Origin of the sequence: Bosea sp. PAMC 26642 (genome assembly GCF_001562255.1) — a bacterium.
Taxonomy (GTDB): domain Bacteria; phylum Pseudomonadota; class Alphaproteobacteria; order Rhizobiales; family Beijerinckiaceae; genus Allobosea.
The window spans coordinates 187,076-212,811 of the sequence record NZ_CP014301.1 but is presented as its reverse complement, the minus strand read 5'-3'; the positions used below and the strand labels follow the sequence as shown (position 1 = coordinate 212,811).

Genomic DNA, 25,736 nt, shown 5'->3' with positions numbered 1-25,736 from the left:
GACCGTCTGGAAGACCTCGATCCCGTGCGTGTCCTCACCCTTTCCTACGTCCTGGCGATCGGCGCGACGCTCGGCTTCGCATCAGCGCATTACGCCGTCGCCGGGCGGCCCGTCTTCGGCAAGGTCGAGATCGGCGCGTGGACGGCCTGGCCGCGCAGCGGCGGGCGCGAGATCGACCCCTATATGCGCGCCCATCTCGCGCGCGGCGTGCATCTGCCTCTTGGCGCGGGTGAAGGGCTCGAACTGATCGCCGACCGCGACGATGCCGGCCGGCCGCTCGACGGTCAGTGCCGCTATCTCGTCACCGGCGCGACGCCGCCGACCCGCGGCTGGACGCTGAGCGTCACCGACCTGGACGGGCGCCCGTTCAGCCTCCCGCTGGCACGAAGCGGTTTCAGCGATGCGGAGATCGTGCGCGACGAATCCGGCAGCATCCGGATCGCAGCTGCCGCTACGACCCAGGGTGGCAACTGGCTGCCGCTGCCGCCCGTCGGGCGCTTCCAGTTCCGCCTGCGGCTCTACGACACGCCGATCTCGAGCCATGCCGGCGAGTTGCGGCCCGACGCGCTGCCGCTGATCACCCGAGGCGACTGCCGATGAGCGCGCTCGACCAGACCCAGGGCAGCGCAGCCACGAGCGACGGCCTGGGTTGGAGGCAGCGGATCGCTCTCGCTGCGCGGCGGCTGCTGCTGGCGACGCTGGCCGGGCTCGTTCTCGCCGGCATCGTGCACATCCTGACGATCCTGCTGATCCCGCCGCTGTCGCAGCGCGACGCCGCCAGCGCCTATGCGATGCTCGGCGCCAATGGCAAGGCCGAGCTCGTCTCGGCCCAGGGCGCACGCCTGCCGGTGATGCAGGACGCCGACCCCGCCGTGGCGACGGCCGTCTGCGGCTACGACCTGACAGCGGGTCCGATGCGGGTGATGGCGCGGGCCGGCGCCCTGCCGCTCGGCCTGACGCTGCACCGGCGCGGCGGCGGCGTGATCTATGCCATCACCGATCGTGCCGCGATCCGCGGTATGGTCGAGTTCGTCGTGATGACGGAGGCGCAACTCGACGAGCGGGTCGCGCGCGACGAGGAGGGTCAGACGGTCAGGGAGTTGCGCGTCGTCTCCGATACGCTCCAGGGCCTGATCGTCGCCCGCGTGCTGGCCAAGCTGCCCTCAGACCGCAGCGATGCCGAGGCGCTCGCGACCGGCGTCGCCTGCGGCCCGGCGGACTGATCAGCCCTTGTAGACCACGGCCTTGCCGCCACCTTGGTCGGGAGCGGATTTTGCACCGCCTGCGCCGCCTCCGAACACGCCGATCAGCGGCAATTTGCACAAGGGGACGGCCTCGGCCTCCAGCGCCATGATGCCACGCTCGGCCCTGATCGCCTCATGGGAGGGCATCTCTACGACGAGATTGGCCAGTGCATAGCGGTAGCTTTCGATCCGGAAGCGGACCCGCTCGCAGACCCACAGGATCAGGCCCTCGTTCTCGACGACGCGCGCGAAGGCAGGATCGTATTTCTCCGGCGGCACGAGCGAAGACCCTTCCGCCACCCGCAACCGGGTCCGGTCGGCGGAGACAACACGCGTCGCGTTGGCGCGAAAGGGGGCGATCAGCAGCCGGTCGGCATTGGCATCCTCCGCCAGCCTGGCATAGCGCGAGGCCTGCGAGGCGAAGGAGCCCGAGACCAGGGCATTGTGATAATCGGCCACCTGGTTCGACTGCGCCTGGACGGGAAGAATCCGGGCATAGGCAAGGGCGGAGACCTCGCCTTGAAAGAAGCTGCGCTCGTGGCCCGGCATCACGAAGCGCCAGGCGCGATCGCGCATCTGATCTTCGTCATCGGTCATGCGGAAATGGGAGGCGGCCTCGCCGCGAGCGGTCGCAGCCCAGAAGCCGATCTGCGGCGCGATGGTGTCACTCCAGACGCTGGGACGCGGCCGGCCGAAATCGCCGGTACAAGAGCCCGCCAGAAGACCAAGCAGAAGGACGGCGCTCCCCGATCGTGGCACTGCTCGCCTGCGAGCCGGTCGCGACGAATGCCGGCTCACACCGGCTGTCCGGCGCTCTTGCCGCGAGAGGCCGACTTGGCGACGCGCCTGGGGGCCCGCTCGCGCTTGGCGGCAGGGAGCGTCTCGGGCTGGCGCTCATAACGCACGCCCGTGAAGAACAGGATCGCAGCGGCCCGGCCCGGCTCCACGGCCGGCGACGGGCGGTCCTGGGCGCGCAAACGTGGCGCGAGAGGAATGACGTCGGACATGATGCGCCTCCTTGTCTGGCGCCAGAGGATGACCCGGCAGGACAATCGACCATACGGAGCTTGCGCGTAGCGGTTGCGGCTGTCCTGCCTGCATCAGGGCCTGACATGGTTAACGTCATCTTAAAGCCTCGGGCATTATGTTGTCGTTTGAGTCGAAATCCTCAAACGAGTTGCCCGAATGCCATCGCGAATCGCAGCCGAACTCGCCCAGCTCGCCCGCCTGGCGCGCGATGGCGGGCTCGATCTCAGCCAGGTCTCGCTGCGGGTAAAGGCGGACCTCCTGATGTCGATGCCCAATCCGCCGGCCGACGACATCGCCGCCTTCCGCGAGATGGCGGTCGCTCTGGTGCCCACGATCGACGAGCCGACCGCCGTCATTCTCGCGCGCAAGCTCGCCGGCTGGCGACATACCCCACAGCCCATCCTCGAGGCGCTGGCAGCACGCGGCGGCGAGGTTCTGGTGGCGCTGCTGCGGCACGATATGCCGCTTTCCGTCTCCGATCTGGAAATCCTGGCCGAATCCTGCGCGGCGGAGGCGGCGCTGGCCGTCGCCGAGCGCGGCGACCTGACGCCCGCCGCCGTCTTCGCGCTCGCCAGCCGTGACGACCGGGCGATCGACCTCGCCCTGATCGCCAATGCCGAAGTGCCGATGCCCGCGGCAGCGCTCGACCTGCTGATCGCTCGCGCGCGCAGCGGAGATGCCGCCTATGGCGCTGGACTGCTCGCACGTCGAGACATCGCCAGCTCCGACCTCGTTCCGCTTTTTCCGCTGGCCGGCCCGGAACGCCGCCGCGCCATGATCGAGGCGGTCGGCGCGATCGAGGCGCTCGGATCGTCAGAGCGGCGGCCGGCGCCGCCGAGCGACGTCCTCGACGGCTGGCTCGCGCTCGCCAGCAGCGATCGCGACGGGGCGTTCGGCGCCATCGCCGGTCATCTCGGCGGGGATGCCGAATTGGCCAGGGCGATGGCGGAGGATCGCAGCCGAGACCTCGCCGCGATGGCGCTGGTCGCCGCCGGGGTCCGCGTCGAGGACGCGACGCGCTTCCTGATCCGGCTCGGCGACGATGCGGCTCATTCGGTCGAACGCATTTTCGCGCTGGTCGCGTTGATGCGGGATCTGAGGCCGGCCGTGGCGCACAGCATCGTCATGCAGGTCGCCGGCCTCAGCGCCTCGCCTGCGATGCGGCGGAGCACGCATCAGCCAGCGATGGCCCCAGGCGGGACATCGTCCCGGCCCGGTGCGGCGCGGCCCGAAGCGCCGGCGTTGCTCGGCGACGTGATGCGCAAGCTCGGCCTCCGGCGCAGCGCGCCCTGACGAGGCTAGTCCCCTACCAGATCGAGGCGCGGGTCGCCCTGCCGGTTCTCGATCTCGACCAGCCAGAGATCGGGATCGAAGCGTCGCTCGCGCTCCATCCGATCCTCGATCGCAAGCGGATCGGCGTCCAGGATGAGCTGGAAGCGGCGCGCGCCGTCTTCGTCAGCCAGGGCCTGCGGGGCCGGGCCGTAGAGCGCGCCCGTTCCATCCAGGCGGTCCAGCTTGACGAAGATGGCGCCGGCCTCGCTGGCGCCGCGCCGTCTCAGGACGGCATCGAGCCCGTCATGAGCGGCCTGGCGCAGATAGGCCGAAACCCAGAAATCACTGGTCAGCCTCGGCACGGGCGCCGCCCTGCCCGGCTCAGTTCTCGGCCGACCGGCGCGGCTGGGCAGGCTTTGCCGCAGCGACGCCGCGAATCTCGGCCGGAGGCCGCAGGTCGCCGCCGTTGATCAAATCCGCGATCGGGTCGCGAGCGGCAGCGCTGCGAGCCGCCGGGACCGCTGTCGGAACGGGCGCGGCAGCCGTGCGCGAAACGGAGGTGACGGCGGCGGGCGGACGCGGCGAGGCCTCGCGAGCCCCTGCCGGCAGATCGGACGGGCGCGTCGGAGGGTGCGGGGCCGCAGCGCCCCCCGTCACCGAGGCAGGCTGTGGCTGGGCAGCGGGGGACTGAACCGGAGCCGGCGTCTCGGCCCGGCGCTCCACGGGGCGGGCCGGCTGCGTCGCGGTCGGCGCAGCTGCGATCGGCGCGGGGTGGCGCGCCTTCTGGAACAGCATGGCATTGACCATGATCGCAGCGGCCACGGCCGAGAACAGCAGCATGATCAGCGCCCGGCCGGGCCTGCGCGCTACCGTCCGCAGGATGCGGGTCAGCCAGGAGGTACGGGTGCGTGCCGCCTTCGCTCGCTTCACCGGGGCTGACAGCGTGGCGTTGGAATGGGCGCGGGCGGCGATGGTGGCGGACATGGCTGCTGGCTCTTTGGTCAGGCGGTCAAACGGAAGGGTTCTTTAGTGTCGAGGCCACGGCGCGGGGCGCGGGCGAAGGTCGCGATCTTGACCGGCTGCGAGGCCGCGGCGACGCCGGCGACCGGCAGCCTGACCGAGACGCGCGTGCCGACGCCGGGTGCGCTTTCGATGGTCAGCTTGCCGCCATGCAGGCCGACGAGCCCACGCACGACGGAGAGTCCGAGCCCGGTGCCCTCATAGGCGCGGTCATAGGAGCCTCTGGCCTGGAAGAAGGGATCGCCAAGGCGCGGCAGGTCGGTCGCGGCGATGCCGATACCGGTATCGGAAATCGAGAGGTCGATCATGTCGCCGTCGCGCACCAGCGCCAGCACGACACGGCCGCCGACGGGCGTGAACTTCACCGCGTTTGAGAGCAGGTTGATCACCACCTGCTTGAGCGCGCGCCGGTCGCCGACGACGGCAGGCAGATCAGGACCGAGGACGCGATCGAGCGTGACGCTGCCGGTATCGGCGCGCAACGCCATCAGCGTGCAGCAATCCTGCACGACCTCCGCCAGATCCAGCGGCTCCTGATTGATCGTCATCGCACCGCTCTCGATCTTGGAGACATCGAGCAGCGTGTTGACCACATCGAGCAGGTGATGCCCCGAGGCGTGGATGATCCTGGCGTATTCGAGCCGCTTCTCGTCGTCGAGCATACCGGGCATGTCGCTGCTCAGCATCTCGGAGAAGCCGATGATGGCATTGAGCGGCGTCCGTAGTTCATGGCTGACGGTGGCGAGGAACTGGCCTTTGACATCATTGGCCTTCAAGGCGTCGGCGTGGCCGCGCGCCCGCTCCTCCTCCAGGGCCCGGCGAACGGTGACGTCGCGCATCACGCAGACGACGGCAACGCCGTCACTGGCACCCGCAGTCTCGATCCGGTGAGCGTGCATTTCGAGCCAGACCGAGACGGGGCCGCCGTGCTCCGCCTCGGCATCGCGCGGGAGGAACAAAGTCCGGAAGCAGACCGTCGCCTCGCCGGCGCCATGGGCGGTATCGCTCAGCGCCTTCAGAAAGAGCGGCCGATCGGCGATGTGAACCCGCTCGAACAGACCGCGGCCATGGAGTTCATGAGGCTCCGCGCCGGCCAGGATCCTGGCGGCGGCGTTGGCGAAGACCACGGCGCCGGACGCATCATGCCAGGTGACGAGATCTCCGACATGCTCGAGCAGGAGCTGGGCCCGTGCGTCCGCGGCGCGGTGGGCACGCAGTTCATCGTCCCGGCGTCTGATGAAGCGCATCGCAATCGCGATAGCATGGCAGACCGCCACGGTAGCGAGCACAGGCACGATGCCGGAGGTCCAGGGCGCGGGCCGGGCGAAGACGCCCAGATGATGCGCGGCGAGTACGGCTGCGAGCGTGGCGGCAGCGATCGCGCCGGCCCGCACCACATAGCGGCGTGTGCCGTAGAATGCCGCCTCGGCCGGAACGGCGACGAGCCAGAGCAGAAGCGGCGAGCGAGCGCCCCCGGTCATGCCCGCCATGGCCGCGATGAACAATGAGAGCGCTGCAGCCGAGATCATGTGAGCGAGATCGAGCCGGCCGGTACGCGACAGCACGACCACCGCCAGCAGCGGCAGCGCGGCGGCGATGACGACTAGCGCCTCGAGACCGCCGAGCGTTCCGCGCCAGGCCAGATAGGCCGGCGCTACTCCGAGCGCGACCGCCCCCGTTGCGAGGCGTGTCAGCAGGAAGCGTTCCTGCCGGGCACGCTCGGGCGAGCCCGGCGGCACCGACGGATGCACCATCGCCGCCACCTGTGTCCTGATCGCCGTAATCGCCATGGAGAACTGCAACGCTTTACTCCGGCAGGCGTTGTCGCCCGCGTCCAGGCAACCACACCACCGCCGGTTTAAGCGGTGCTTAAGCCGGACGGCGACGAGGCCGCCCTGGAATACAAATTCCCCATAAAAGTGCTTTTTATTTCAATAGCTTATATGGTTTCTACGTGATCTGAAACATCATGCCGATGTTGGAAGCAGGGTGAACGGAAGCTGAAGATCAGGCCGCGCAATCGATTCAAATGCGACGCATCGCAAAGACGCGATCTTTTGACCTGGCGGCTATGGTGCCCTCCGGTCGATACCGGGCGCGAACGCCCGCCGGGAGCGAGATTCGACGATGGCCTATATCCTGCGCAGTCTTGCGATCATCGGTACGATCGCCCTGAATTCACCGGTTCACGGCGGCAAATCGAACGACGGGGCCGGCGTCGAGGCGGCACGTACCGCATTTCGAACGGCGGCGAAGATCGACCCGAAAACTGCCGCCAACGGCCTGATGGCGGCGCGCGAGGCCGCCGAAATCCTGGCCGGGCTGGAGCCCGCGACACGCGAGCGCTTCCTGGCCGCCACGACCGCGAGCCTCGCGCCGAAAGGCGATCCGAGCGCGTCTGGAAAATTGCGCTAGATCTGCCCAGGCGCTCCCATGCGGCAAGCCGGCGCTTGACGGCGGCCGGCGAGGCGGCGAAGAGCGGTCGATAGGCTGCCTCGGATCTTCGCCGCGGGCAGTCGGTAGCGGATCGAACATGAGTGAAAGCCTCGACAAGATCATCGCCAATTTCGACCTGCTCGACGAGTGGGACGACCGCTACCGCTATCTGATCGAACTCGGCAAAGGTCTGTCGCCGCTGCCCGAGGCCGCCCATAACGACGTCAACAAGGTGCGCGGCTGCGCCAGCCAGGTCTGGATCGAGGCGCGACCTGAGGGCGGACCCGGGCCGCAGACACGCCTGCACTATCTCGGAGACAGCGATGCCCATATCGTGCGCGGGCTGGTTGCGCTCGCTCTGGCGATCTATTCGGGCAAGACCGCAGCCCAAATCCTAGAGACGGATGCCTTCGCGACCTATGAGCGGCTCGGCCTCGCCGCCCATCTGACCCCGCAGCGCTCCAATGGCGTGCGCTCGATGATCGACCGCATCAAGGCCGATGCGCGGCAGGCGGCCGGCTGATCGATCAGACTCCCGCGCTACTTGCCGGCATGATCGCGGGGCGGGCGCCCTCGCCGCGCCAGACGGCGTTGCGGCGCCGCGGCGGCGCGGGCGCATCGATGCCGTAGTGAAGGGCCAGCGCCGACAGCGCCAGCCTGAGCACGATCTTGGCCGAACGCGCAGGCCAACCACGTTCGCGCTCGACCTGGTCGAGCCCCTTCAGAAAGCCGCAGACGTCGATGGCGAGGCCCGACAGTTCGGAGCCCATGCGGTCGCAGGCCAGCCTGACGCGCTGATGCGCCGCGAGAGCCGAGTCCGAGGCCTGTGCGGGATCGCGGCCGCCCGAGCCGCGCCGGTCGCCCGTGAGGGAGGCATCCCAGTTCATCGTCGTGCGCGGCATCATCTGAGCGAGCGTCAGATCGGTACGGAAGCGCTCGCCCGCTGCGAATTCGCTCGCCGATATCTGCGGCTTGCCATCCTTGCCGTTGCGGCGATGCAGCCAGAGCAGCGGGCTTTCGCGTTCGTCGACGACGACGGTTTCGATCTTGTCCCCAAGAACGATGGTCTTCGTCGCCAGTGCCCGTTTGGGAACGGGCTCGGCAAGCCCAAGGAGGCGAGCCGACCGCCCTGTCCCCACCCAGCGGGCACGCCCTTCCGCGACCAGCATCGCGGCCGCCTCGGCGGCGGCATAACCTGCTCCCAGCCTGGTTCCCCCGGCATCGCGATAAAGCGCAACGCGCCCGCAGCCGAGCGGCGAGACGACCCCGAAGCAGCCGGGCTCGCCAAGGTGACGCAACAGCCTGTCCCGGTCGCCTGACAGATGGGTTTTCGCGGTCATGAGCGCTTCTCCGTCAGCGCGGCGGCGCGCAGCGTGCGCGTCAGGGCGAGAAGGCCGGCTTCCAGCGCAGCCAGCGCCAGTTCGAGAGACGGATCATCGCGGCGATCCTCGATCAGGGCACAGGCATGTCTGACGGTGGTGCGGTCGCGGCCGAAGCAGATGCCGACCCGCGTGTAGGACAGACCGAAGACGACATGGGCGAGATACATCGCCGTCTGGCGGGCCAAAGCGACGGTGCGGCGCCCCCGAAACGTCCCGCGCAGCCTTGCGGCCGGCACGCGGGCCATCGTCGATACGGCAGCTTCCGCGAGACGGGCGCAGGCTGCCTGGTCGGTCGCATCGCATGGGTTGCTCCGCTTTGTGTTCATGATATGTTCCTTTTTCGGTCTGCCGGAGTGGCATTTCAACCTACAGGATAATATGATTATATTCCTATATTATGTTTGGCAAGCGCTTTTTCACCGCTTCGTCGAGGCTGTCCGCTCGCGCCACCGGCGCAAATAAAAAGGCCGCCGGAGAACCGACGGCCTTAAGCTCAGGACGAACAGGCCGAGGGCCGTTCGGATCGTATGGTGCCGGATCAGCGGCGCTTGCGGCGCTGCTGGCCGAGACCCATCTTCTTCGCCAGCTGCGAGCGCGCCTCGGCGTAGTTCGGGGCGACCATCGGATAGTCGGGGGGCAAGCCCCACTTCTCGCGATACTGCTCGGGCGACATATTATATTGGGTCCGCAGATGTCGCTTGAGCGATTTGAACTTCTTTCCATCCTCGAGGCAGATCAGATAATCGGCCGTGATGGACTTCTTGACCGGAATCGCAGGCTTGGGTGCCTCAGTCGGAACGACGGGAGCAATGCCGGCGACGACGTGGCTCAATGCGCCGTAGACATCGTTGATCAGAGCGGGCAATTCGGCCGCAGGAACAGAATTGTTCGAGACATAGGCAGATACGATGTCGGCGGTAAGCTCGATGTAATCCGAGCCGTCATTGTCAGCCATGATGGCATCACTCCTTATGTGTTATTGGACCAAATCTCGCGCCTGATCGTCTGGGTTCCCCAGCGCCGAACCTTCGCTCATCCGGGTCGGCAGCAGGTCAATCTCTGCGAATCATAGAATCCCGCCAAGCGCAACGATCAGCTTTTCTCGTAGTGCATAGTTAACCGCCCCGCAAGCCAACAATCTCTTAACGAATACGAATAAGCAGCCTGAATATTGCGTCTACCCGGACGTATTAGGCTAACCCAATGTCCATTTGGCTGGCGCGGCAGGCAAAAAAGTCATCTTGCCAGCCCTCCCCGCGCTCTCTACCAGTCAAGCCCCAGATGTGGGCATGGCGAATGACGCAACCAGGTTCGAGGTCGATGTCCACAGCTGAATCGCCATCGAACCGCAAGGGGAAGCGCCCGGCAGCGCCGCCTCATGCCGAACGCCGGACCGAAACGCGACTCGTCCACGGCACGCTGCTGACCGACGACTATGCCTGGCTGCGCGCATCCAACTGGAAGGACGTCCTGCGCGATCCCGACGTTCTGCCAGCCGACATTCGCGCGCATCTCGACGCAGAGAATGCCTATTGCAAGGCTTTGACGGCGCCTCTGAAGGGGCTGCAGCGCGATCTCGTCAAGGAGATGCGCGGGCGGATCAAGGAAGATGATTCGAGCGTTCCGCGACCCGATGGACCGTTTCTCTACTATTCGCGCTACCGAAAGGGCGGCGAGCACCCGCTGATCTGCCGCAAGCCCAGAACGGGTAAGGACGACACTGGTCGGGAAGACTTGGGCAAGGACGACCTGCGCAAAGGCGGCGGTGGAAACCGTCGTGAGCAGATCATGCTCGACGCCGATATGCTGGCCGATGGAAAGGACTTCTTCGACCTCGGCGACACCGTCCACAGCCCCGACCACAGCCTGCTCGCCTGGAGCGCGGACGAGGCGGGCTCCGAGCTGCACATGATCCGCATCCGCGATCTGGCCAGCGGCAAGGATCTCCCGGATGCCATCGCCGACACGACGGGCGACATCGTCTGGGCGGCGGACAGCCGCTCGTTCTTCTATGTCGGTGTCGATGCCGACCACCGCCCCTCCAAAGTCTTCCGCCATCGGCTGGGCGACCAGCCCAGCCAGGACACGCTCCTGCATCAGGAGGACGATGCCGGGATGTTCGTCGATATCGACGAGACGCAGTCGGGCCGGTTCCTGCTGATCTCGATCAGCGATCATGAGACCTCCGAGATTCGGATCGTCAATCTGGCGGAACCCGATGCGCAGCTCCGCACGATTGCGCCGCGGCAGCCGGGACGGCGGTACGATGTCGAGCATCACGGCGAGGATTTCCTGATTCTGACCAATGCGGGCGGGGCGGAGGATTTCAAGATCGTCCGCGCCCCGGTCGGCGATCCGGGGCCGGAGCAGTGGCACGACCTCGTCCCGCACAAGCCGGGACGCCTGATCCTGAGCCACGTCTGCCTGCAGGGACGGCTGATCCGGCTGGAACGGGAGGATGGGCTGCCGCGTATCGTCATCCGCGACCTTGCCAGCGGTGCCGAAAGTGCCATCGCCTTCGAGGAAGAGGCCTATGGGCTCGGCATGGATGCCGGATACGAATTCGACACAGATACGCTGCGCTTCATCTACGCCTCGATGGCGCGGCCCGCCGAGACCTACGACTACGAGATGACGAGCGGCGAGCGCACCCTGCTGAAGCGCCAGGAGGTGCCGTCGGGCCACGACCCGGCGGCCTATCGCGTCCGCCGTGTGTTCGCAACGGCCAAGGACGGCGCGAAGGTACCCGTCTCCCTGCTGCACCGGGCCGATACCGCGCTCGACGGCTCGGCGCCGTGCCTGCTCTACGGCTACGGCTCCTACGGCTCGGCGATGTCGGCGTCGTTCCGCAGCACGCCGCTCAGCCTCGTCGATCGCGGCTTCGTCTACGCCATCGCCCATGTCCGCGGCGGCACCGACAAGGGCTGGGGCTGGTATCTCGACGGCAAGCGCGACAAGAAGCCCAATACCTTCACCGATTTCATCGCCGCCGCCGAGATGCTGGCGGCCGAGCGCTTCACGAGCCCCGGCCGGATCGTCGCCCAGGGCGGCAGCGCCGGCGGCATGCTGATGGGGGCAGTGGCCAATCTGGCGCCGCATCTCTTCGCCGGGATCATCGCGGAGGTGCCGTTCGTCGATGTGCTGAACACCATCCTCGACGACACCCTGCCCCTGACGCCGCCGGAATGGCCGGAATGGGGCAACCCGATCACCGATATCGCCGCCTTCGAGACGATCCGGGGCTACTCGCCCTATGACAACATCACGGCGCAGGCCTATCCGCCGATCCTAGCGATGGCCGGGCTGACGGACCCGCGCGTGACCTATTGGGAACCGGCGAAATGGGTGGCGCGGCTGCGCGCGACGATGACCGGCGGCGGCCCGATCATGCTGCACACCAACATGGATGCCGGCCATGGCGGCTCGGCCGGCCGTTTCGATTCGCTCAAGGAGATCGCGCTGGCCTACGCCTTCGCAATCCAGGCCGCCGGCGACGGCTGGCCGGAGGCAGTCGCGTGATCAGACGCCAAGCCGGCTCTTCTCGCTGGCGAGATAGGTCTTGAGTTCGTCCATCGAGCCGAAATCATAGTCGCCGTCGGGCGTGCTTGCCCTGATCGAACCGTCGGCAAACAAGGTGAAATGCGCTTCGCCGACCTGGTAGGCACCAATGACGCCCTCATCGGATGCTGCGGGAGGCATATTTGCGGCCGGAACGAGCGCCGTCCGTTCCTCCGGCTCGGCCGAGAGTGCTGCTTCGCGCGGTCTGTCGTCGAATGACGCTCGGTCTTCCGGCTCGGCCGCCGGGACGGCCGGGGACGGGATCCATTCCGGTTCGCTTGCCACGGGTTCCGCGGACGGCTCGCCAAAAAACGGCTCCCGCCGCGCGAAGACCGGGTTCATCCAGGCTTCGGCGGCGTCGATCGTGCCAGGCTTCTCGGCGTCAGCCGGCGGCTGAACCGCTTCCGTGACGGGAGTATCAGCGCTCAAATCTGGCAATGCGGGGCCGGTATTCAATCGTTCGCGCAGGGAGGCCAGGTCATCACCGGGTTGAGGCGCGGTCTCAGGCGCAGCCTGATCCTGTTCGGCCGACGCGTTGATCTCGGGCCACCAGATCGAGGATTCAGCAGCCGGCCTGGTGTCGGCTTCATCGTGGGCTACGACGACAGGCGATGGCTCGGGCGGCGCCCGCTCCTCGGACGGAATGACAATGGATGGTTCCGCGAGAGCGGCGGAAATCGCGGCCGCGAGCGGATCGACGTCCGGCACCGGTACGGCGGCCGCCTCGTCATGCGCTTCGGCTTCGTGCACCGCTTCCGGGATATCCTCGACAGGCTCGGTCCGTGGCGGGAGGGGCGCGAAGCCTTGCGCCGTACTCAATTCCGGCGCGAGCCAACGTGTATCAGGCTCCTCGACAGGATCGATCTTGGGTGCAACGGTCTCGACCGGCCCGGCAGCCGGTTCCTCGGTCGCCCTGGACGCAACCCCGGCGAGCGTGCCGGCGGCGAGCGCGGTACCCGCCGCTGCGAGGCCGATGGTAGCCGGCGATGCTTCGATAGAGTCCGGCGCGGCCGGTTCCGGCATTGGCTGCGGCACGGGCCGCGAAGGCCAGGCCACCGGCGCCGGCTCGCCCGCCGACATATTCGCTATCGCCAGCGCGGCAACTGCGCTGGAGACCGAGGCCTTGACCCGGCGCAGTTCCATCATCAGCCACCATAATCCCAGCAGGATAACGCCGCCGGTGACGGCAACGGTGCCGATGATGACCTGGGTGAAGCCCCGCTCCAGCACCATATAGGGCCAGCCATCGACGATGGCCCAGACGCCGCCGCCAAGAAAAGCCACACCCAGCAAACCGAAGATCGTGATCAAGACAACATCCCTAGATCATGATGCCGAATAACGAGAAGCGGCATTCGAACGACATCCTACTCTAACTCTTTGCCGGAGAAACGGATTCGGACTCCAAGTCGCTTCGACCCAAAGTCATCCGGCTCCAACGACACCGCCGAAAGAAGGCCACAGCCCCTCTCAATAGATCATATTCTAACTTATTGAATAAGAGAGTGTTTCCAAAAGGCCAGCTGCAGGAACCAAGATTCGGGCCGAAGCAGGGGCTGTCGGCCACAGCGGCGGGTTCTGGAAGCGCCACCGCTCCGGCAGGACATGGCATTTCGTCGACCGCGGCGGTTGCCGCATGGCGCCGGGACGCTTAACTATCGCGGGGGATGGCGGAGGTTCCGCCGGGCCGCGACGGCCCAAGCCGTTCATTACGAAGCCATTCTCAACCCAAGCGATTTCGACAGCCCAAATTTCGACAGCCCAAGGAGAGGCGCCCATGTCCTTCACCCTTCCCGACCTGCCCTACGCCCATGATGCGCTGCAGCCCTTCATGTCGAAGGAAACGCTGGAATACCATCACGACAAGCACCACCTCGCCTATGTCACCAACGGCAACAACGCCATCAAGGGCACCGAATTCGAGGGCAAGTCGCTCGAGGAGATCGTCAAGGCCTCGCACGGCAAGAACCCGGCCGTGTTCAACAATGCCGGCCAGCACTACAATCACCTGCACTTCTGGAAGTGGATGAAGCCCAATGGCGGCGGCAAGCTGCCGGGCGCGCTCGAGAAGGCCGTGATCGAATCCTTCGGCTCGGTCGAGAAGTTCAAGGATGATTTCGTCGCCGCCGGCGTCGGCCAGTTCGGTTCGGGCTGGGCCTGGCTGGAAGTGAAAGACGGCAAGATCGCCGTCTCCAAGACCCCCAACGGCGAGAGCCCGCTCGTCAACGGCGCCACCCCGATCCTCGGCGTCGACGTCTGGGAGCACTCCTACTACATCGACTACCGCAACCGTCGCCCCGATTATCTCAAGGCCTTCCTGGAGAGTCTGGTGAACTGGGAGTACGTCGCCGAGTTGTACGACGGCGCCGCCAAGGCTTGAGGCCTGCGACAGTTCTGATCGAAACGGGGCCTTACGGCCCCGTTTTTCGTTGAACCGACGCTGCGCCGCTCAGGCCGCGACGCTGCGCAGGAACTGATCGACCGTGGAGCGCAGGCGAAGCGCCTGGGCCGCGACCTCGCCGGCCGCACCGCGGACCTGTTCGGCAGACTGCCCGGTCTCCTCGACGCTGTCGGCGAGCACGCTGAGGTCGCTCGAGACCGACAAGGCGGAGGAGGAAGCCATGGCGACGCCGCTGGCGATCTCGCCCGTGGCGATGGCCTGCTGCTCGATCGAGGTCGCGACCGCGTTGGCGAAGTTCTCGATGGCGCCCATACGCTCGGCGATATTCTGGATGGCGCCGACGACCTCGCCGGTCGCGCCCTGGATGGCGCCGACCTGCGTGACGATGCGGTCGGTCGCATCGGCCGTCTGGGATGCCAGGCTCTTGACCTCGGAGGCGACGACGGCAAAGCCACGCCCCGCCTCACCGGCCCGGGCGGCCTCGATCGTGGCGTTGAGCGCGAGCAGGTTGGTCTGGGCGGCGATGTCGCGGATCAGGTTGACGACCTCGCCGATGGCACGCGCCGTTTCGTCGAGCGCCCGAACCGAGCTTGCCGTGTCGCGCGAGATCGAGGCGGCTTCGACGATCTCCATGCGCACGCGCCGGACCTGGAATTCGACCTCGCGGATGGCGGCGCCCATTTCCTCGGCCGCCTGGGCCGCGCTTTCGACATTGTTGGAGGCGCCCTGCGAATTCTGGGCCGCGCGGGCGGCGCGTCCGGAGGATTCCGCGGCGACCCGGGCGAGACCGTCCGAGGCCTCGCTCATGCGGTCGGCATTGCTCTTGAACGCTTCCAGCGCGACACCGACCTCACCGCGAAACAGCGCGATCGCTTCATCGACGCCGTGCTGATGCTGGCGACGCTCGGCTTCGGAGACATGCTGCTTCTCCTGCAGCGTCGCGCGTTCCGCCAGCCTGATCTTGAGGATACCGAGAGCATGGGCAATGGCGCCGATCTCGTCGCGGCGACCGACGGCATCGATCGGCGTGTCGAGATTGCCGTCGGAAATACTGACGATCGCCCTCGTCATGCTTTGCAGCGGCTTCATGGTACGCGACAGCGAAACCCAGAGCAGCGGTCCCATAATCAACAGGATCAGGACGCCGAAACCGATGGTGACGAGTTGCTCCCAGGCGGCGCGGGCGACGAGGCGGGTCTTGTCGAAGCGGATCGCGATATAGCCGATCTGCTTCTGATGTCCGCCAACCTTCACGACATAGAGTTTTGTGACGAAAGTATTGTCTTCGATCGCGGTCGAGGCGACGTCCGCCAGGACATCCCAGGGCGCGCGGCCGAGAGCCGCCGTCAGGGCGCGCGGCGTCAGCGACAGTCGCGCTTCCTCGTTGCGCCCGGCATTCGCCAAAACGGACACATCGTCGGCGACGATACCCGCATCGAAATCCGGGTCGCGGCGCAGTGATTCCAGAATGTAGCCCAATGTCGTGGTATCGCGCGCCAGGATCAGTGCCGGCGAGGCGTTCACCACCATCGTCGTCAGCGCGATGATCTTCTGCTCCAGGTCGCCTCTGGTCTTGGCATCGTTGTAGCGCGCGATCGCAATGACGCTGAAAACAGTGGCAATGGCGACGATGGCGACGGCAGCTCCGGCGATCCTGCTGCTCAGGGAACGCGCGACGCCTTCCCTGCCGGGCACCGGCCGGGCCATCTCCGCCAGCGCCTTCGATCGCTTGAACCACGTCATCGGGTTGATATCCTCGCCCCATCCGGGGGATGCAGAACCCCAGGCACGGGGAACTGCCATCGAGACTGGCCGAACCGGGTAAATTTTCGATTGCGGTACCGGCATGACCGGCCAATCGTGCCGATCATTCGGCGACTGTCCTGCATCTAGAGCCTGGGATCCAGGGCTGCGAAGCGCGTCATCCTGAGCGAGGCGGGCGGCTCGAAGGCCAACAGACCCGTATGCTCGACCGGTCGAGTCGCGATGACGGGATCGAGGCGGGCCAGTTCATCGTCGATGAAGCCGGGATGGCACATGACGAGATGGGCCTGTCCCGGCCTGACCAGAAAGCTGTGCAGATCCGCGCCGAAGTCGCGCTTCGGGTCGAAGGGAGAGACGCCGGAGAAGCCCCGATTGACCGGAATGCCGACCCGGCTCGCGCTGCGCCCGAAGCCGACCGCCAGACCGGCGATGACGAGTGCCTTTGCAACCGCCACGCCACGCGCCCGGATGGCCGAAGGCGAATCGCCCGGGTCACGCAGATAGACCGAGCCAGGAGCATAGCGGCCGGCTACGGCCGCGATGACGGCATGTCGGATGCCGGGCAACACATGGACATGCTGGTGGCCGTCGACGAAGTCGGGCGGGCGACCGAGCGCATCCTCGAATGCCGAGCACTGCCGCGCGATCTCGGCTGCGATCTCGGCGCGCGCGGCCCCCGACTGCAAGGCCATCCGCGCAAGTTCTCCCAGTGCCGGCAGCGCACCGCCTGGCGCCACGGTCGGCATGGCGCCGAGCGGGGCCGCGCATGTCAGATTGAGGTGTACCCCGAGCTCCGCCTTTGGCGCGAAAACCGCGAGTTCGCAGGAGAGACGGGCCCAATGCGGCCGGTTGGTCATCGCCCCCGTCGCCGATAGCTTGCCCCGCTCCAGCAGCTCCAGAATCGAACGGCTGATACCGTCGGTCATGGCGAAATCGTCCGCGCAGAGCACGAAGCCGGTTGCCATCGGTCGTTGTTCCTCGTTCATGCGCCACCCGCTATGGACGGCGACGCCGTTGCAAACGTTTATTGCGGGCGGCAGGCCCCAGGCGACGGGGCTTGTGAGCCTGCAAGCTTTAAGGTTCTGTGCGCGCCACGTCATCCGGCCGGATGCATGGTTGCAGGAATGGCCCGGCCGCGCGAAGCCCGGGAATGAGGTCGCAGTGTCCGAAACGTCGTCCGCCTCACATTCGATACCGGCTGCGGCAAGGCCGGAGCTGTCGATCGTCGTGCCCGTCCATAACGAGGCCGATAATCTGCCGATCCTGGTCGAACGGCTGAAGGCCGTGCTGGACGGCGAGGTCCGCTCCTGGGAGTTGGTCTGCATCGACGACGGCAGCCGCGACGGTACGCTCGCGGTGCTGCGGCTCCTGAACGCGAGCGATCCTCGAATCAGCGCGGTGTCGTTCAGCCGCAATTTCGGCAAGGAAATCGCGATCGCAGCCGGGCTCGACCATGCGGCGGGCGATGCGGTCGTGATTATGGATGCCGACCTGCAGCATCCCCCCGAGACGATCCCCATCTTCCTGGCCAAATGGCGCGAGGGTTTCCTCAACATCTACGGCCAGCGCGCCGACCGCGCGGGCGAGAGCCGGCTGAAGCGCAACTTCGCCAAGGCGTTCTACCAGCTTTTCGCCAGCTTCGGCGAAACCGAACTGCCAGAGGGCGCCGGCGATTTCCGCCTGCTCGACCGCAAGGTGGTCGATGCGCTGCGCGCCCTGCCCGAGCGCGCACGCTTCTCGAAGGGGCTTTATGCCTGGGTCGGTTTCCCCTCGACCGGCGTGACCTTCGAGGTGGCCGACCGCATCCATGGCGAGACGAAGTTCAGATACCGCAGGCTGTTCAGCTTCGCCTTCGACGGGCTGTCGTCGTTCTCGACCGTGCCGCTCAAGGTTGCGACCTGGACAGGGGTGATGATCGCGATCATCGCCGCCTTCACCGCGCTGTTCTTCCTGATACGGACGCTGTTCTTCGGCACCGACCTGCCCGGCTTTCCTTCGCTGATCGTCTCGATCATGTTTTTCTCCGGCATCCAGCTGATATCGCTTGGACTGATCGGCGAATATGTCGGGCGCATCTTCGCCGAGGTGAAGCGACGGCCGCTCTATCTGATCGGCGAGCGCGTCGGCTTCGATGCGCGCACGGTCGACCATCCGCGCGGCGACGCGCTGCCGCCGCTGATCCGGTAGACGCAAGGCGCCTGATCTGGGATGAAGCCAGCGTCTCGTTTCGATGTTCTGTCCCAAACGCGCCGTCATCCCGGACAAGCGGCGAAAGCCGCGCCGATCCGGGATCCATGCCGGAGCGCTGCCGGACAGGTTCAGGCATGGATCCCGGGTCTCCGCTTCGCTACGCCCGGGATGACGGCGTGGTGGCTGTGAGCAAAGTCGTCACGCCCGATGCTTCGTAAAATCCTCTCCGTCGGCGGTTTCACGCTGCTTTCGCGCGTGTCGGGCTTTGCCCGCGACATCGTGCTCGCGGCCGTGCTCGGCGCGGGCGCCATGATGGACGCTTTTTCGGTGGCACTGCGGCTGCCCAACCATTTCCGCACCATTTTCGGCGAAGGCGCCTTCAACCAGGCCTATATCCCGGCCTATGCGCGCATCCGCCAGCAGGCCGGGGCGACGCAGGCGGCGCTCTTCGCCAACCGGGTCTTCAGCTTGAACCTCGCCGTGCAGATCGTTCTGCTGGCGCTGGCCCTGCCCTTCATGCCCGAGATTGTGCGCCTGCTGGCGCCGGGCTTCGCCAACGATCCGCAACGTTTCGAGCTGGCCGTGGCACTGACGCGGATCACCTTTCCCTATCTCCTGTTCATCACGCTGGTGACGCTGCTCGGCGCCAATCTGAATGCGGTCGACAGGTTCGCAGCCGCCGCGGCCGCGCCGATCCTGCTCAATCTGTGCCTGATCGCGGCACTCGCCATCGCATTTTTGTTCCCCAGCGCGGCCTATGCGGCGGCCTGGGGCGTCGCTGTCGCCGGCGTGCTCGAATGGCTGCTGCTGACGTTGGCCGCCTCCAGGGCCAGCGTCGCCACGGCGCTGACCCGGCCACGCCTCGATGCCGATGTCAGGGGTTTCCTGAAGGCGTTCGGACCGGCCGTGATCGGCTCGGCCGGCGTCCAGATCGCGCTCTTTGCCGACACGATCATCGCCTCGCTGCTGCCGGCCGGAGCCTATGCCGCGCTGTATTATGCCGAACGGCTCTACCAGCTGCCGATCGGCGTGATCGCGATCGGTGTCGGCACCGTGCTGCTACCGACGATGAGCCGCCTGCTCGCGTCAGGCGACATCGCGGCGTCCGACAAGGCGCAGAACCGCGCCGTGGCGCTGACGCTGGTGGCGGCGGCACCGTTCGCTGCGGCGTTCCTCGCCATTCCCGAGCTGATCGTCTCGGGGCTTTTCGAGCGTGGCCGCTTCGACGCGACGGCGAGCCAGGCGGCTGGCGCAGTACTTTTCGCCTATGCGATCGGGCTGCCGGCGATCGTGCTGATCCGGACCCAGGTTGCGAGCTTCCAGGCACGCGGCGACACGACCACCCCGATGCTGGTCTCGCTCTGCGCGATCGCCGTCAATGTCGCACTGAAGCTCCTGCTGTGGCGCGATTGGGGGGCGCCAGGGCTGGCACTGGCGACGGCGGCCGGGGCCTGGATCAATGTCGGCGCGCTGTTCGTGCTGGCGCTCCAGCGCGGGCTGGTGAAAACCGACAGAAGCCTGCCGCTACTGGCGCTGGCCGTGGCGGGAGCGGGAGCAGTCGCAGGATCTGCAGCGTATCTGGTGGCGCCACGCATACTGACCGCGGTTGGCTTTACGAGCGAGACGAAGCTGGTCGCCCTCGCTCTCGTCGGTGCCGTGGCAGTGCTCGTCTATGCGCTGCTCATCGGCGTCGCGCTCAAGGCGGCAGGGTTGACCAGGCTGCTGCGATAGCCAGCCCTCGCCTCAGCAGCGCGAGACCGCCGTTCACGCCGCCTTCGTATTGGCGAAATCCATGTAGAGCTCGCGCGCCTTGCGGAAGAGCGGACCGGGCTGGAGCGTGGTGTTGTCGATCCGCGTGACCGGCATGACCTTCGAGTAGTTGCCGGAGATGAAGATCTCGTCGGCCTGCTCGAAATCGCTGTAGCGCAGGCTCGTCTCCTCGACCGTGACGCCATCCTGACGCAGGAGTCCGATGACGCGCTGGCGCGTGATGCCGTTGAGGAAGGTGCCGTTGGGCGCCGGCGTCCGGACCACGCCGTCCCTGGCCAGGAAGATGTTGGAGGTCGCCGTCTCCGCGACATTGCCGAGCATGTCGAGCACCAGCGCATTGTCGAAGCCGGCCGCCTTGGCGGCGCGCAGGATGCGGGCGTTGTTGGGGTAGAGGCAGCCGGCCTTGGCGTCGGTCGGCATGGTCTCCATGGTCGGGCGGCGGAAGGCCCCTTGGGTCACCGAGAATCCATTGGTCGGCTGCGGCATCGGCGCTTCGAACAGGCAGAGGCAAAACTGCGTCGATTCGGCGTCGGGCATGATGGTCGAGGGCCCGTCGGCCTCGCCCCAGTACATCGGCTTGATGTAGAGCGCCGTGCCGGGCGCGAATTTCTTCACGCCCTCATGGGTCTTCTCGATGATGAATTCCGGCGTCACCGTCGCCTTCAGGCCGAGCGCCACAGCCGAGCGGTTGACGCGGGCGGCATGGGCGGCGAGATCGGGCGCGACGCCATCGAAATAGCGTCCGCCATCGAAGACCGAGGACGCCTGCCAGAGCGCATGGCTGCGCGGGCCGACGAGGCCGGGATTGCCCTCGTGCCACGCACCGTCGAACCAGCTCCATGTCTGCGAATACCAGGCCATCTCGGCACTCCTGAATCTGTCAGTATTGTTGTCCAAATACCGTCTGCCGACAGCCCCCTCGCGTCAACATGCGCGCGACCGCCCTGCGATGACGGGATGTGATGGGTGCGATCGGAACGGCTGATGAATCAGAGCCCGAAGGCGCGTGCCGCGGAGACCGCACCCATGCCGACGATGAGCGCGAGCAGCTCGCTGCGCCGAAACACCATGCTGCCGATGGCGGCGACCAGCGCCAGCGCCGCTGCGAGGCCCAGCCTCTCGACGAGCGGCAGCACGGTTGCAACGACGATGGAGCCCGGCAGCGCGGCCAAACCGCGCCGGACACGCGGCGTCAGGGGGATGAAGCCCATCAGCACCACGCCGGAGATGCGGCACAGATAAGTCGCCAGCGCCATGGCAAGGATGGCAAGCGTAGCGCCCCAGGGGCCGGGATCAGGCAGGCTCATCAAGGAAGGCCCCCACGATAGCGCCCGACAGCGAGCCAAGAATGACGAAGGCATAGCCGTCAATCAGCCGCGCGGCGATCAAAGCGACGATGCCGGCGACGACCCAGGGCAGCGCGGCACGCCGGCCACGCCAGAGCGGCACGATCATCGCCGCGAAGAAGATCGGCATGACCAGGTCAATGCCATAGGTGCGGGGGTCGGCGACGAGCGCGCCGAGCAGGTAGCCGAGCGCCGTAGTCGCGACCCAGACAACCCAGAGCAGGAGCCCGGCGCCAACCACCACACCGAGATCGCGCCCGCCTTCGGCGTGGTAGCGCGTGCCGATCAGCCAGCTGGCATCAGTGAAAAGGAACAGGTGCAATGCATTGACGCTCCTTGGATAGTTCGCGAACCAGGGCTGCAGCGCGGCTCCCTGAAGGACCATGCGGGCATTGACCGTCGCGGTGACGACCGCGAGGCCGACGATAGCGCCCCAGCTCCATTCCGGCCGCCAGATCTCCATGGCCACGAGCTGCGAAACGCCGCCATAGACGGTGGCGCTCATCAGCACGGCCTCGAACAGACTCAGCCCCTTGGCGCCCGCAGCCGCGCCGAAGGCGACCGCGAAGACGACGACGCCGGGCACCAGCGCAGAGACCCGGCGCAGGCCGAGTACGGCGCCGGCACCCGTCAATGGCGCACGAATCGTCGGGGGCGGCGTTTCCGCTGTTGGTTCTGGCGCGTTGGACATGATGCCCCTGTCAAAGGGCGAACGCAGCGCAGGGTCAACGGGGCTGCACGACGACGGCGCATGAGCCTCGCGCAGGACAGCGACAAGGTGCCGCCGCGCCGCTACGCTGCGGACGATGATCTGGCTCGATTCACCCGACGCGCCCGCGCCTTCCCTGCCCGCGGTCTGGCTGATAACGACCGGCGCGCGGCCAACCGATCTGGCCCAGCGCTCGGCTCTGCGGCGGCAAGTCGCGCAGTCCGTGATCGCGCGGCATCTGCACATCCGCAAAGACGCTGTCGCAATCGGCCACGATAGGCATGGCCGGCCGTTGCTGGCGGCCCCCGCGGCGACAGGCCTGCATCTGTCGCTGGCGACGCGTGCGGGCGTTGTCGCGGTGGCGCTGGCGGAGCAGGCCGTCGGCGTCGATGTCGAGCTGGTGGACGACGCCGCCGCTATGCCGCTCGACTCGCTCCACACGCAGGAGCGGACGGGGCTGAGCGCCCTGCTCGCCCATGACCGCAGACGCGCCTTCGCCGGCCTCTGGGCCGCCAAGGAGGCCTATGTCAAGGCGCTCGGCAGTGGCTTCGTGCGGCCCCCGGAGAGCTTCTGCGTGAGCTTGCGACCGAACGGCTGTTTCGCCGTCGACGATCCATTGCGGGCTGTCGCCCATTGTGCAGGACGGTGGCGCCTGACGAGAAACGGCGGCCAGGATGAGCTGGCCGCCGCGGTGATCGTGCTTGATCGACCCTGAAGGTCAGCCCGGCTGGTCGGCGGGCTTCTTCTTGAGCGCATAGGCCACGGCGCAGACGAGGGCTGCACCGATCACCGAGGTGACGTAGTGCGGCATGTTGGCGGGTGCGATCCCGATGGCGCTGACGTCGGCCGGAACCGGCTTCACCCATGTCGGCATGTTGACCTGGAGCCATTGCAGCACGGCGATGTCGCCCAGGATCATCTCGGCTGCGATCCAGCCGAGCAGGGCCGCGCCGAGCCAGACCAGGATCGGATACTTGGTGATGATCGCGGTGAGGAACTGCGCGCCCATGATGATCAGCGGGATCGAGAGCAGCAGGCCGAAGATGAAGAGTTCGGGGTGTCCACGCGAGGCCGCCGCGATCGCGATGACGTTGTCGAGGCTCATCACCGCGTCGGCAATGGCGATGGTGCGCACCGCCTGCCAGAGCGTCGAGCCGCCGTCGATCTCGGCATGGGACTCGTCTTCACCCATGGCGAGCTTGACGGCGATCCAGAACAGCAGCAGGCCGCCGATGATCTTCAGATACGGCACCAGCAGCAGATAGGTCACCACCAGCGCGAAGATGATGCGCAGCCCGATGGCCGCCGACGCGCCCAGCCAGATGCCGACCTTGCGCTGCTTTTCAGGCAGCGAGCGGCAGGCGAGCGCGATCACGACCGCGTTGTCGCCCGAGAGCAGCAGATCGATCCAGATGATCTGGAGCAAGGAAACCCAGAATTGGGAGGAGGAGAAGTCCATCGGTCGGTCAGTCCCTCGTTTCTTGGGGTGTTACGCCCCTGTGACCCTATCAGGCCGTTTAAGGCAAGTGGCCCGTGCTGAAAACCAGCTTCATAGGCAACCTTCCCGGAACAGGCCGCGCCAGCCTGCTCCATCCGATCGCTCGGCCTCAGCCGAGCGCCTGCTCGACGGCCTTGCCGGCGGCTTGCGTGCCGAGCGTGCCACCGAGATCGCGCGTGCGGGTCCGGGCGTCGCCGAGCGCGCGCTCGATGGCCGTCTCGATGCCCTTGGCGGCCTCGTGCTCGCCGAGATGGTCGAGCATCATCGCGCCCGACCAGATCTGGCCGACCGGGTTGGCGATGCCATGGCCAGCGATGTCGGGCGCCGAACCATGGACCGGCTCGAACAGCGAGGGATGGTCGCCTGTCGGGTTGATATTGCCGCTGGGAGCGATGCCGATCGTGCCAGTGCAGGCCGGGCCGAGATCGGAGAGGATGTCGCCGAACAGGTTCGAGGCGACGACGACGTCGAACCGGTCGGGATTGAGCACGAAATGCGCGGTCAGGATGTCGATATGGTACTGATCGACGGCGACGTCGGGGTAGCTTCTGGCCATCTCCTTCACCCGCTCGTCCCAGTACGGCATGGTGATCGAGATGCCGTTCGACTTGGTCGCCGAGGTCAGCTTCCTGCGCGGACGGCGCATCGCAAGCTCGAAGGCGTATTTCAACACGCGATCGACGCCGACGCGGCTCATGATCGTCTCCTGGATGACGATTTCGCGCTCCGTGCCGGCATACATCCGGCCGCCGACGGAGGAGTATTCGCCTTCGGTGTTCTCGCGCACGACGAAGAAGTCGATGTCGCCGGGCTTGCGGCCGACGAGCGGGCCGGGAACCCCGGGCATCAGCCGCACGGGGCGCAGATTGACGTACTGGTCGAATTCGCGCCGGAACAGTAGCAGCGAGCCCCAGAGCGAGATGTGGTCGGGCACCTCGGCCGGCATCCCGACGGCCCCGAAGAAGATCGCGTCATGGCCGCCGATCTGCTCCTTCCAGTCCTCGGGGAGCATCTTGCCGTGTTTGGCGTAGTAGTCGCAGGAGGAGAAGTCGAACTGGTCGAGTCTGAGTTCGAAACCGTATTTCTTCGAGGCGGCTTCGAGGACGCGCAAGCCCTCGGGCATGACTTCCTTGCCGATGCCGTCTCCAGCGATGACGGCGATGCGGTAAACGCGATTTGTCCCGGTCATGCGTGTTCTCCAAAAAAGGCAGCAAAGTCCGCCGCGACCAGATCGGGCACCTCTTCAGCGAGATAATGTCCGCCCGGAAGGCTGTGTCCACGCACATCCTCGGCCCGCAGCCTCCACAGCGCCAGCGGATCGAAGCAGCGGCCGATGATACCATGCTCGCCCCAGAGCGCGAGCAGCGGCTGGGTCAGCTTGCGCCCGCCATCCTCGTCGTCGTGACGGGTGTCGATCGTGGCCGCGGCGCGATAGTCCTCGCAGCTGCCATGAATGGTCGCCGGATCGGAAAAGCAGCGCAGGTAGGCGGCGAGGGCTTCCTGGGCGAAAGGCTCAAGCCCCGCCGAGCCGGAGCCGCACTTCTTGCGCCAATAGGCCTCGGGATCGGCCGCGATCATGCGCTCTGGAAAGGGGGCGGGCTGGATCAGGAAGAACCAGTGCCAATAGGCGCGGGCGAAGGCGTCCGTGGTGTTGGCGTACATCTCGCGGGTCGGAGCGATGTCGAGCGTCGCCAGACGCATGACGCGGCCGGCATGGTCCAGCGCAAGGCGATGGGCAACACGCGCGCCGCGGTCGTGAGCCCCTACGAAGAAGCGCTCGTGGCCGAGCGCGCTCATGACCTGCGCCATGTCGAGCGCCATGGCGCGTTTGGAATAGGGGACATGCTCGGCGTCGGTCGCCGGCTTGTCACTGTCGCCATAGCCGCGCAGATCGGCGCAGACGAGGGTGTAGCGGTCCTTCAGCCGCGCGGCGACCTTGTGCCAGAGCGCGTGCGTCTGCGGATAGCCATGCAGCAAAAGGAGCGGCGGCCCCTCGCCACCGATGCGCACGCGAATCCGCGCGCCCGACGTCGCGACGTCGAGCAAGCGGAAGCCCGGAAACAGGCTGTCGGTGACAGGCACTTCGGTGACGGACATAGGGGCCGCGACATTTGCAA

27 protein-coding genes are annotated in these 25,736 nt (G+C 66.8%); 10 read left to right on the top strand and 17 right to left on the bottom strand.

Annotated features, from left to right (window positions below):
- The first annotated feature begins 24 nt into the window (after positions 1-24).
- Together AXW83_RS00985 and AXW83_RS00980 are read left to right on the top strand one after the other, a co-directional pair.
- Positions 25-600 (top strand): DUF1214 domain-containing protein, encoded by a 576-nt coding sequence (locus tag AXW83_RS00985; protein ID WP_066609847.1) that lies wholly within the window; start codon positions 25-27, stop codon positions 598-600.
- A complete protein-coding gene (locus tag AXW83_RS00980; protein ID WP_082766878.1) occupies positions 597-1,223 on the top strand; it encodes a DUF1254 domain-containing protein in 627 nt (208 codons plus the stop codon). Before AXW83_RS00985 ends, AXW83_RS00980 begins: the two co-directional genes overlap by 4 nt.
- Here the strand turns inward: AXW83_RS00980 and AXW83_RS00975 are convergent, their stop codons facing one another.
- Both AXW83_RS00975 and AXW83_RS00970 read right to left on the bottom strand, forming a co-directional pair.
- Entirely contained in the window at positions 1,224-2,003 is a 780-nt protein-coding gene (locus AXW83_RS00975; RefSeq protein WP_066609845.1) for a hypothetical protein, read from the bottom strand.
- Between the two features lie 35 nt (positions 2,004-2,038).
- Entirely contained in the window at positions 2,039-2,251 is a 213-nt protein-coding gene (locus tag AXW83_RS00970; RefSeq protein WP_066609843.1) for a hypothetical protein, read from the bottom strand.
- Positions 2,252-2,429: 178 nt separating this feature from the next.
- Between AXW83_RS00970 and AXW83_RS00965 the strand changes: the two genes are divergently transcribed.
- Complete coding sequence (locus tag AXW83_RS00965) at positions 2,430-3,566, top strand: hypothetical protein (RefSeq protein WP_066609842.1); 1,137 nt, start codon at positions 2,430-2,432, stop codon at positions 3,564-3,566.
- 5 nt (positions 3,567-3,571) lie between these two features.
- On the opposite strand, the gene AXW83_RS00960 is transcribed toward AXW83_RS00965, so the two are convergent.
- The 3 genes from AXW83_RS00960 to AXW83_RS00950 are packed head-to-tail and all read right to left on the bottom strand — an operon-like array spanning position 3,572 to position 6,367.
- Complete coding sequence (locus AXW83_RS00960) at positions 3,572-3,907, bottom strand: DUF1491 family protein (RefSeq protein ID WP_066609841.1); 336 nt, start codon at positions 3,905-3,907, stop codon at positions 3,572-3,574.
- Positions 3,908-3,926: 19 nt separating this feature from the next.
- Positions 3,927-4,529 carry an RAD23 family protein gene (locus AXW83_RS00955; RefSeq protein ID WP_066609839.1) on the bottom strand — a complete coding sequence of 201 codons (603 nt, stop codon included), beginning with the start codon at positions 4,527-4,529 and terminating at the stop codon, positions 3,927-3,929.
- Positions 4,530-4,546: 17 nt separating this feature from the next.
- Entirely contained in the window at positions 4,547-6,367 is a 1,821-nt protein-coding gene (locus tag AXW83_RS00950; protein WP_156639664.1) for a sensor histidine kinase, read from the bottom strand.
- A gap of 325 nt (positions 6,368-6,692) precedes the next feature.
- Here AXW83_RS00950 and AXW83_RS00945 point away from each other — a divergent pair, with 325 nt between their 5' ends.
- The gene (locus AXW83_RS00945; protein ID WP_066609833.1) at positions 6,693-6,980 is read left to right on the top strand and encodes a hypothetical protein; all 288 of its coding nucleotides are present in this window, start codon (positions 6,693-6,695) and stop codon (positions 6,978-6,980) included.
- A gap of 118 nt (positions 6,981-7,098) precedes the next feature.
- A complete protein-coding gene (locus AXW83_RS00940) occupies positions 7,099-7,524 on the top strand; it encodes a SufE family protein (RefSeq protein WP_066609831.1) in 426 nt (141 codons plus the stop codon).
- Positions 7,525-7,528: 4 nt separating this feature from the next.
- Here AXW83_RS00940 and AXW83_RS00935 read toward each other — a convergent pair whose 3' ends face one another.
- The 3 genes from AXW83_RS00935 to AXW83_RS00925 all read right to left on the bottom strand — a co-directional run bounded on the left by AXW83_RS00935 (position 7,529) and on the right by AXW83_RS00925 (position 9,338).
- Complete coding sequence (locus tag AXW83_RS00935; protein WP_066609829.1) at positions 7,529-8,341, bottom strand: DUF6456 domain-containing protein; 813 nt, start codon at positions 8,339-8,341, stop codon at positions 7,529-7,531.
- The gene (locus tag AXW83_RS00930) at positions 8,338-8,709 is read right to left on the bottom strand and encodes a helix-turn-helix domain-containing protein (protein ID WP_066609828.1); all 372 of its coding nucleotides are present in this window, start codon (positions 8,707-8,709) and stop codon (positions 8,338-8,340) included. The genes AXW83_RS00935 and AXW83_RS00930 overlap by 4 nt, the downstream gene beginning before the upstream one ends.
- Before the next feature lie 212 nt (positions 8,710-8,921).
- A complete protein-coding gene (locus tag AXW83_RS00925) occupies positions 8,922-9,338 on the bottom strand; it encodes a Ros/MucR family transcriptional regulator (RefSeq protein ID WP_066609825.1) in 417 nt (138 codons plus the stop codon).
- A gap of 365 nt (positions 9,339-9,703) precedes the next feature.
- Between AXW83_RS00925 and AXW83_RS00920 the strand changes: the two genes are divergently transcribed.
- A complete protein-coding gene (locus tag AXW83_RS00920; protein ID WP_082766877.1) occupies positions 9,704-11,902 on the top strand; it encodes a S9 family peptidase in 2,199 nt (732 codons plus the stop codon).
- Here the strand turns inward: AXW83_RS00920 and AXW83_RS00915 are convergent, their stop codons facing one another.
- Positions 11,903-13,252: a hypothetical protein gene (locus tag AXW83_RS00915; RefSeq protein ID WP_066609823.1), complete on the bottom strand. Its 1,350-nt coding sequence runs from the start codon at positions 13,250-13,252 to the stop codon at positions 11,903-11,905.
- Positions 13,253-13,718: 466 nt separating this feature from the next.
- Between AXW83_RS00915 and AXW83_RS00910 the strand changes: the two genes are divergently transcribed.
- A complete protein-coding gene (locus tag AXW83_RS00910) occupies positions 13,719-14,321 on the top strand; it encodes a superoxide dismutase (RefSeq protein WP_066609822.1) in 603 nt (200 codons plus the stop codon).
- A 69-nt stretch (positions 14,322-14,390) separates the two neighbouring features.
- Here AXW83_RS00910 and AXW83_RS00905 read toward each other — a convergent pair whose 3' ends face one another.
- Together AXW83_RS00905 and AXW83_RS00900 are read right to left on the bottom strand one after the other, a co-directional pair.
- On the bottom strand, positions 14,391-16,085 hold the full coding sequence (locus tag AXW83_RS00905) for a methyl-accepting chemotaxis protein (RefSeq protein WP_066609821.1): 1,695 nt from the start codon (positions 16,083-16,085) through the stop codon (positions 14,391-14,393).
- A gap of 146 nt (positions 16,086-16,231) precedes the next feature.
- Positions 16,232-17,071: a ChbG/HpnK family deacetylase gene (locus AXW83_RS00900; protein WP_066609820.1), complete on the bottom strand. Its 840-nt coding sequence runs from the start codon at positions 17,069-17,071 to the stop codon at positions 16,232-16,234.
- A 196-nt stretch (positions 17,072-17,267) separates the two neighbouring features.
- On the opposite strand from AXW83_RS00900, the gene AXW83_RS00895 reads away from it, so the two are divergent.
- Positions 17,268-18,293: a glycosyltransferase family 2 protein gene (locus AXW83_RS00895; RefSeq protein ID WP_236841787.1), complete on the top strand. Its 1,026-nt coding sequence runs from the start codon at positions 17,268-17,270 to the stop codon at positions 18,291-18,293.
- Positions 18,294-18,503: 210 nt separating this feature from the next.
- Positions 18,504-20,027 (top strand): murein biosynthesis integral membrane protein MurJ, encoded by a 1,524-nt coding sequence (gene murJ / locus AXW83_RS00890; RefSeq protein ID WP_066609818.1) that lies wholly within the window; start codon positions 18,504-18,506, stop codon positions 20,025-20,027.
- Between the two features lie 33 nt (positions 20,028-20,060).
- On the opposite strand, the gene AXW83_RS00885 is transcribed toward murJ, so the two are convergent.
- The 3 genes from AXW83_RS00885 to AXW83_RS00875 form a co-directional block, all read right to left on the bottom strand.
- Positions 20,061-20,927, bottom strand: a complete 867-nt coding sequence (locus tag AXW83_RS00885) for a branched-chain amino acid aminotransferase (protein WP_066609816.1) — start codon at positions 20,925-20,927, stop codon at positions 20,061-20,063.
- A 128-nt stretch (positions 20,928-21,055) separates the two neighbouring features.
- The gene (locus AXW83_RS00880; protein WP_066609814.1) at positions 21,056-21,373 is read right to left on the bottom strand and encodes an AzlD family protein; all 318 of its coding nucleotides are present in this window, start codon (positions 21,371-21,373) and stop codon (positions 21,056-21,058) included.
- Positions 21,360-22,046 carry an AzlC family ABC transporter permease gene (locus tag AXW83_RS00875; protein ID WP_236841786.1) on the bottom strand — a complete coding sequence of 229 codons (687 nt, stop codon included), beginning with the start codon at positions 22,044-22,046 and terminating at the stop codon, positions 21,360-21,362. Before AXW83_RS00875 ends, AXW83_RS00880 begins: the two co-directional genes overlap by 14 nt.
- Positions 22,047-22,218: 172 nt before the next feature.
- Here AXW83_RS00875 and AXW83_RS00870 point away from each other — a divergent pair, with 172 nt between their 5' ends.
- Positions 22,219-22,836 (top strand): 4'-phosphopantetheinyl transferase family protein, encoded by a 618-nt coding sequence (locus AXW83_RS00870; protein WP_066609810.1) that lies wholly within the window; start codon positions 22,219-22,221, stop codon positions 22,834-22,836.
- 3 nt (positions 22,837-22,839) lie between these two features.
- Here the strand turns inward: AXW83_RS00870 and AXW83_RS00865 are convergent, their stop codons facing one another.
- From AXW83_RS00865 to AXW83_RS00855, 3 genes are all read right to left on the bottom strand, one after another.
- Entirely contained in the window at positions 22,840-23,580 is a 741-nt protein-coding gene (locus AXW83_RS00865; RefSeq protein ID WP_066609808.1) for a TerC family protein, read from the bottom strand.
- Between the two features lie 148 nt (positions 23,581-23,728).
- The gene (locus AXW83_RS00860) at positions 23,729-24,808 is read right to left on the bottom strand and encodes a tartrate dehydrogenase (RefSeq protein ID WP_066609806.1); all 1,080 of its coding nucleotides are present in this window, start codon (positions 24,806-24,808) and stop codon (positions 23,729-23,731) included.
- A complete protein-coding gene (locus AXW83_RS00855; protein ID WP_082766875.1) occupies positions 24,805-25,716 on the bottom strand; it encodes an alpha/beta fold hydrolase in 912 nt (303 codons plus the stop codon). Before AXW83_RS00855 ends, AXW83_RS00860 begins: the two co-directional genes overlap by 4 nt.
- Positions 25,717-25,736: the final 20 nt, after the last annotated feature.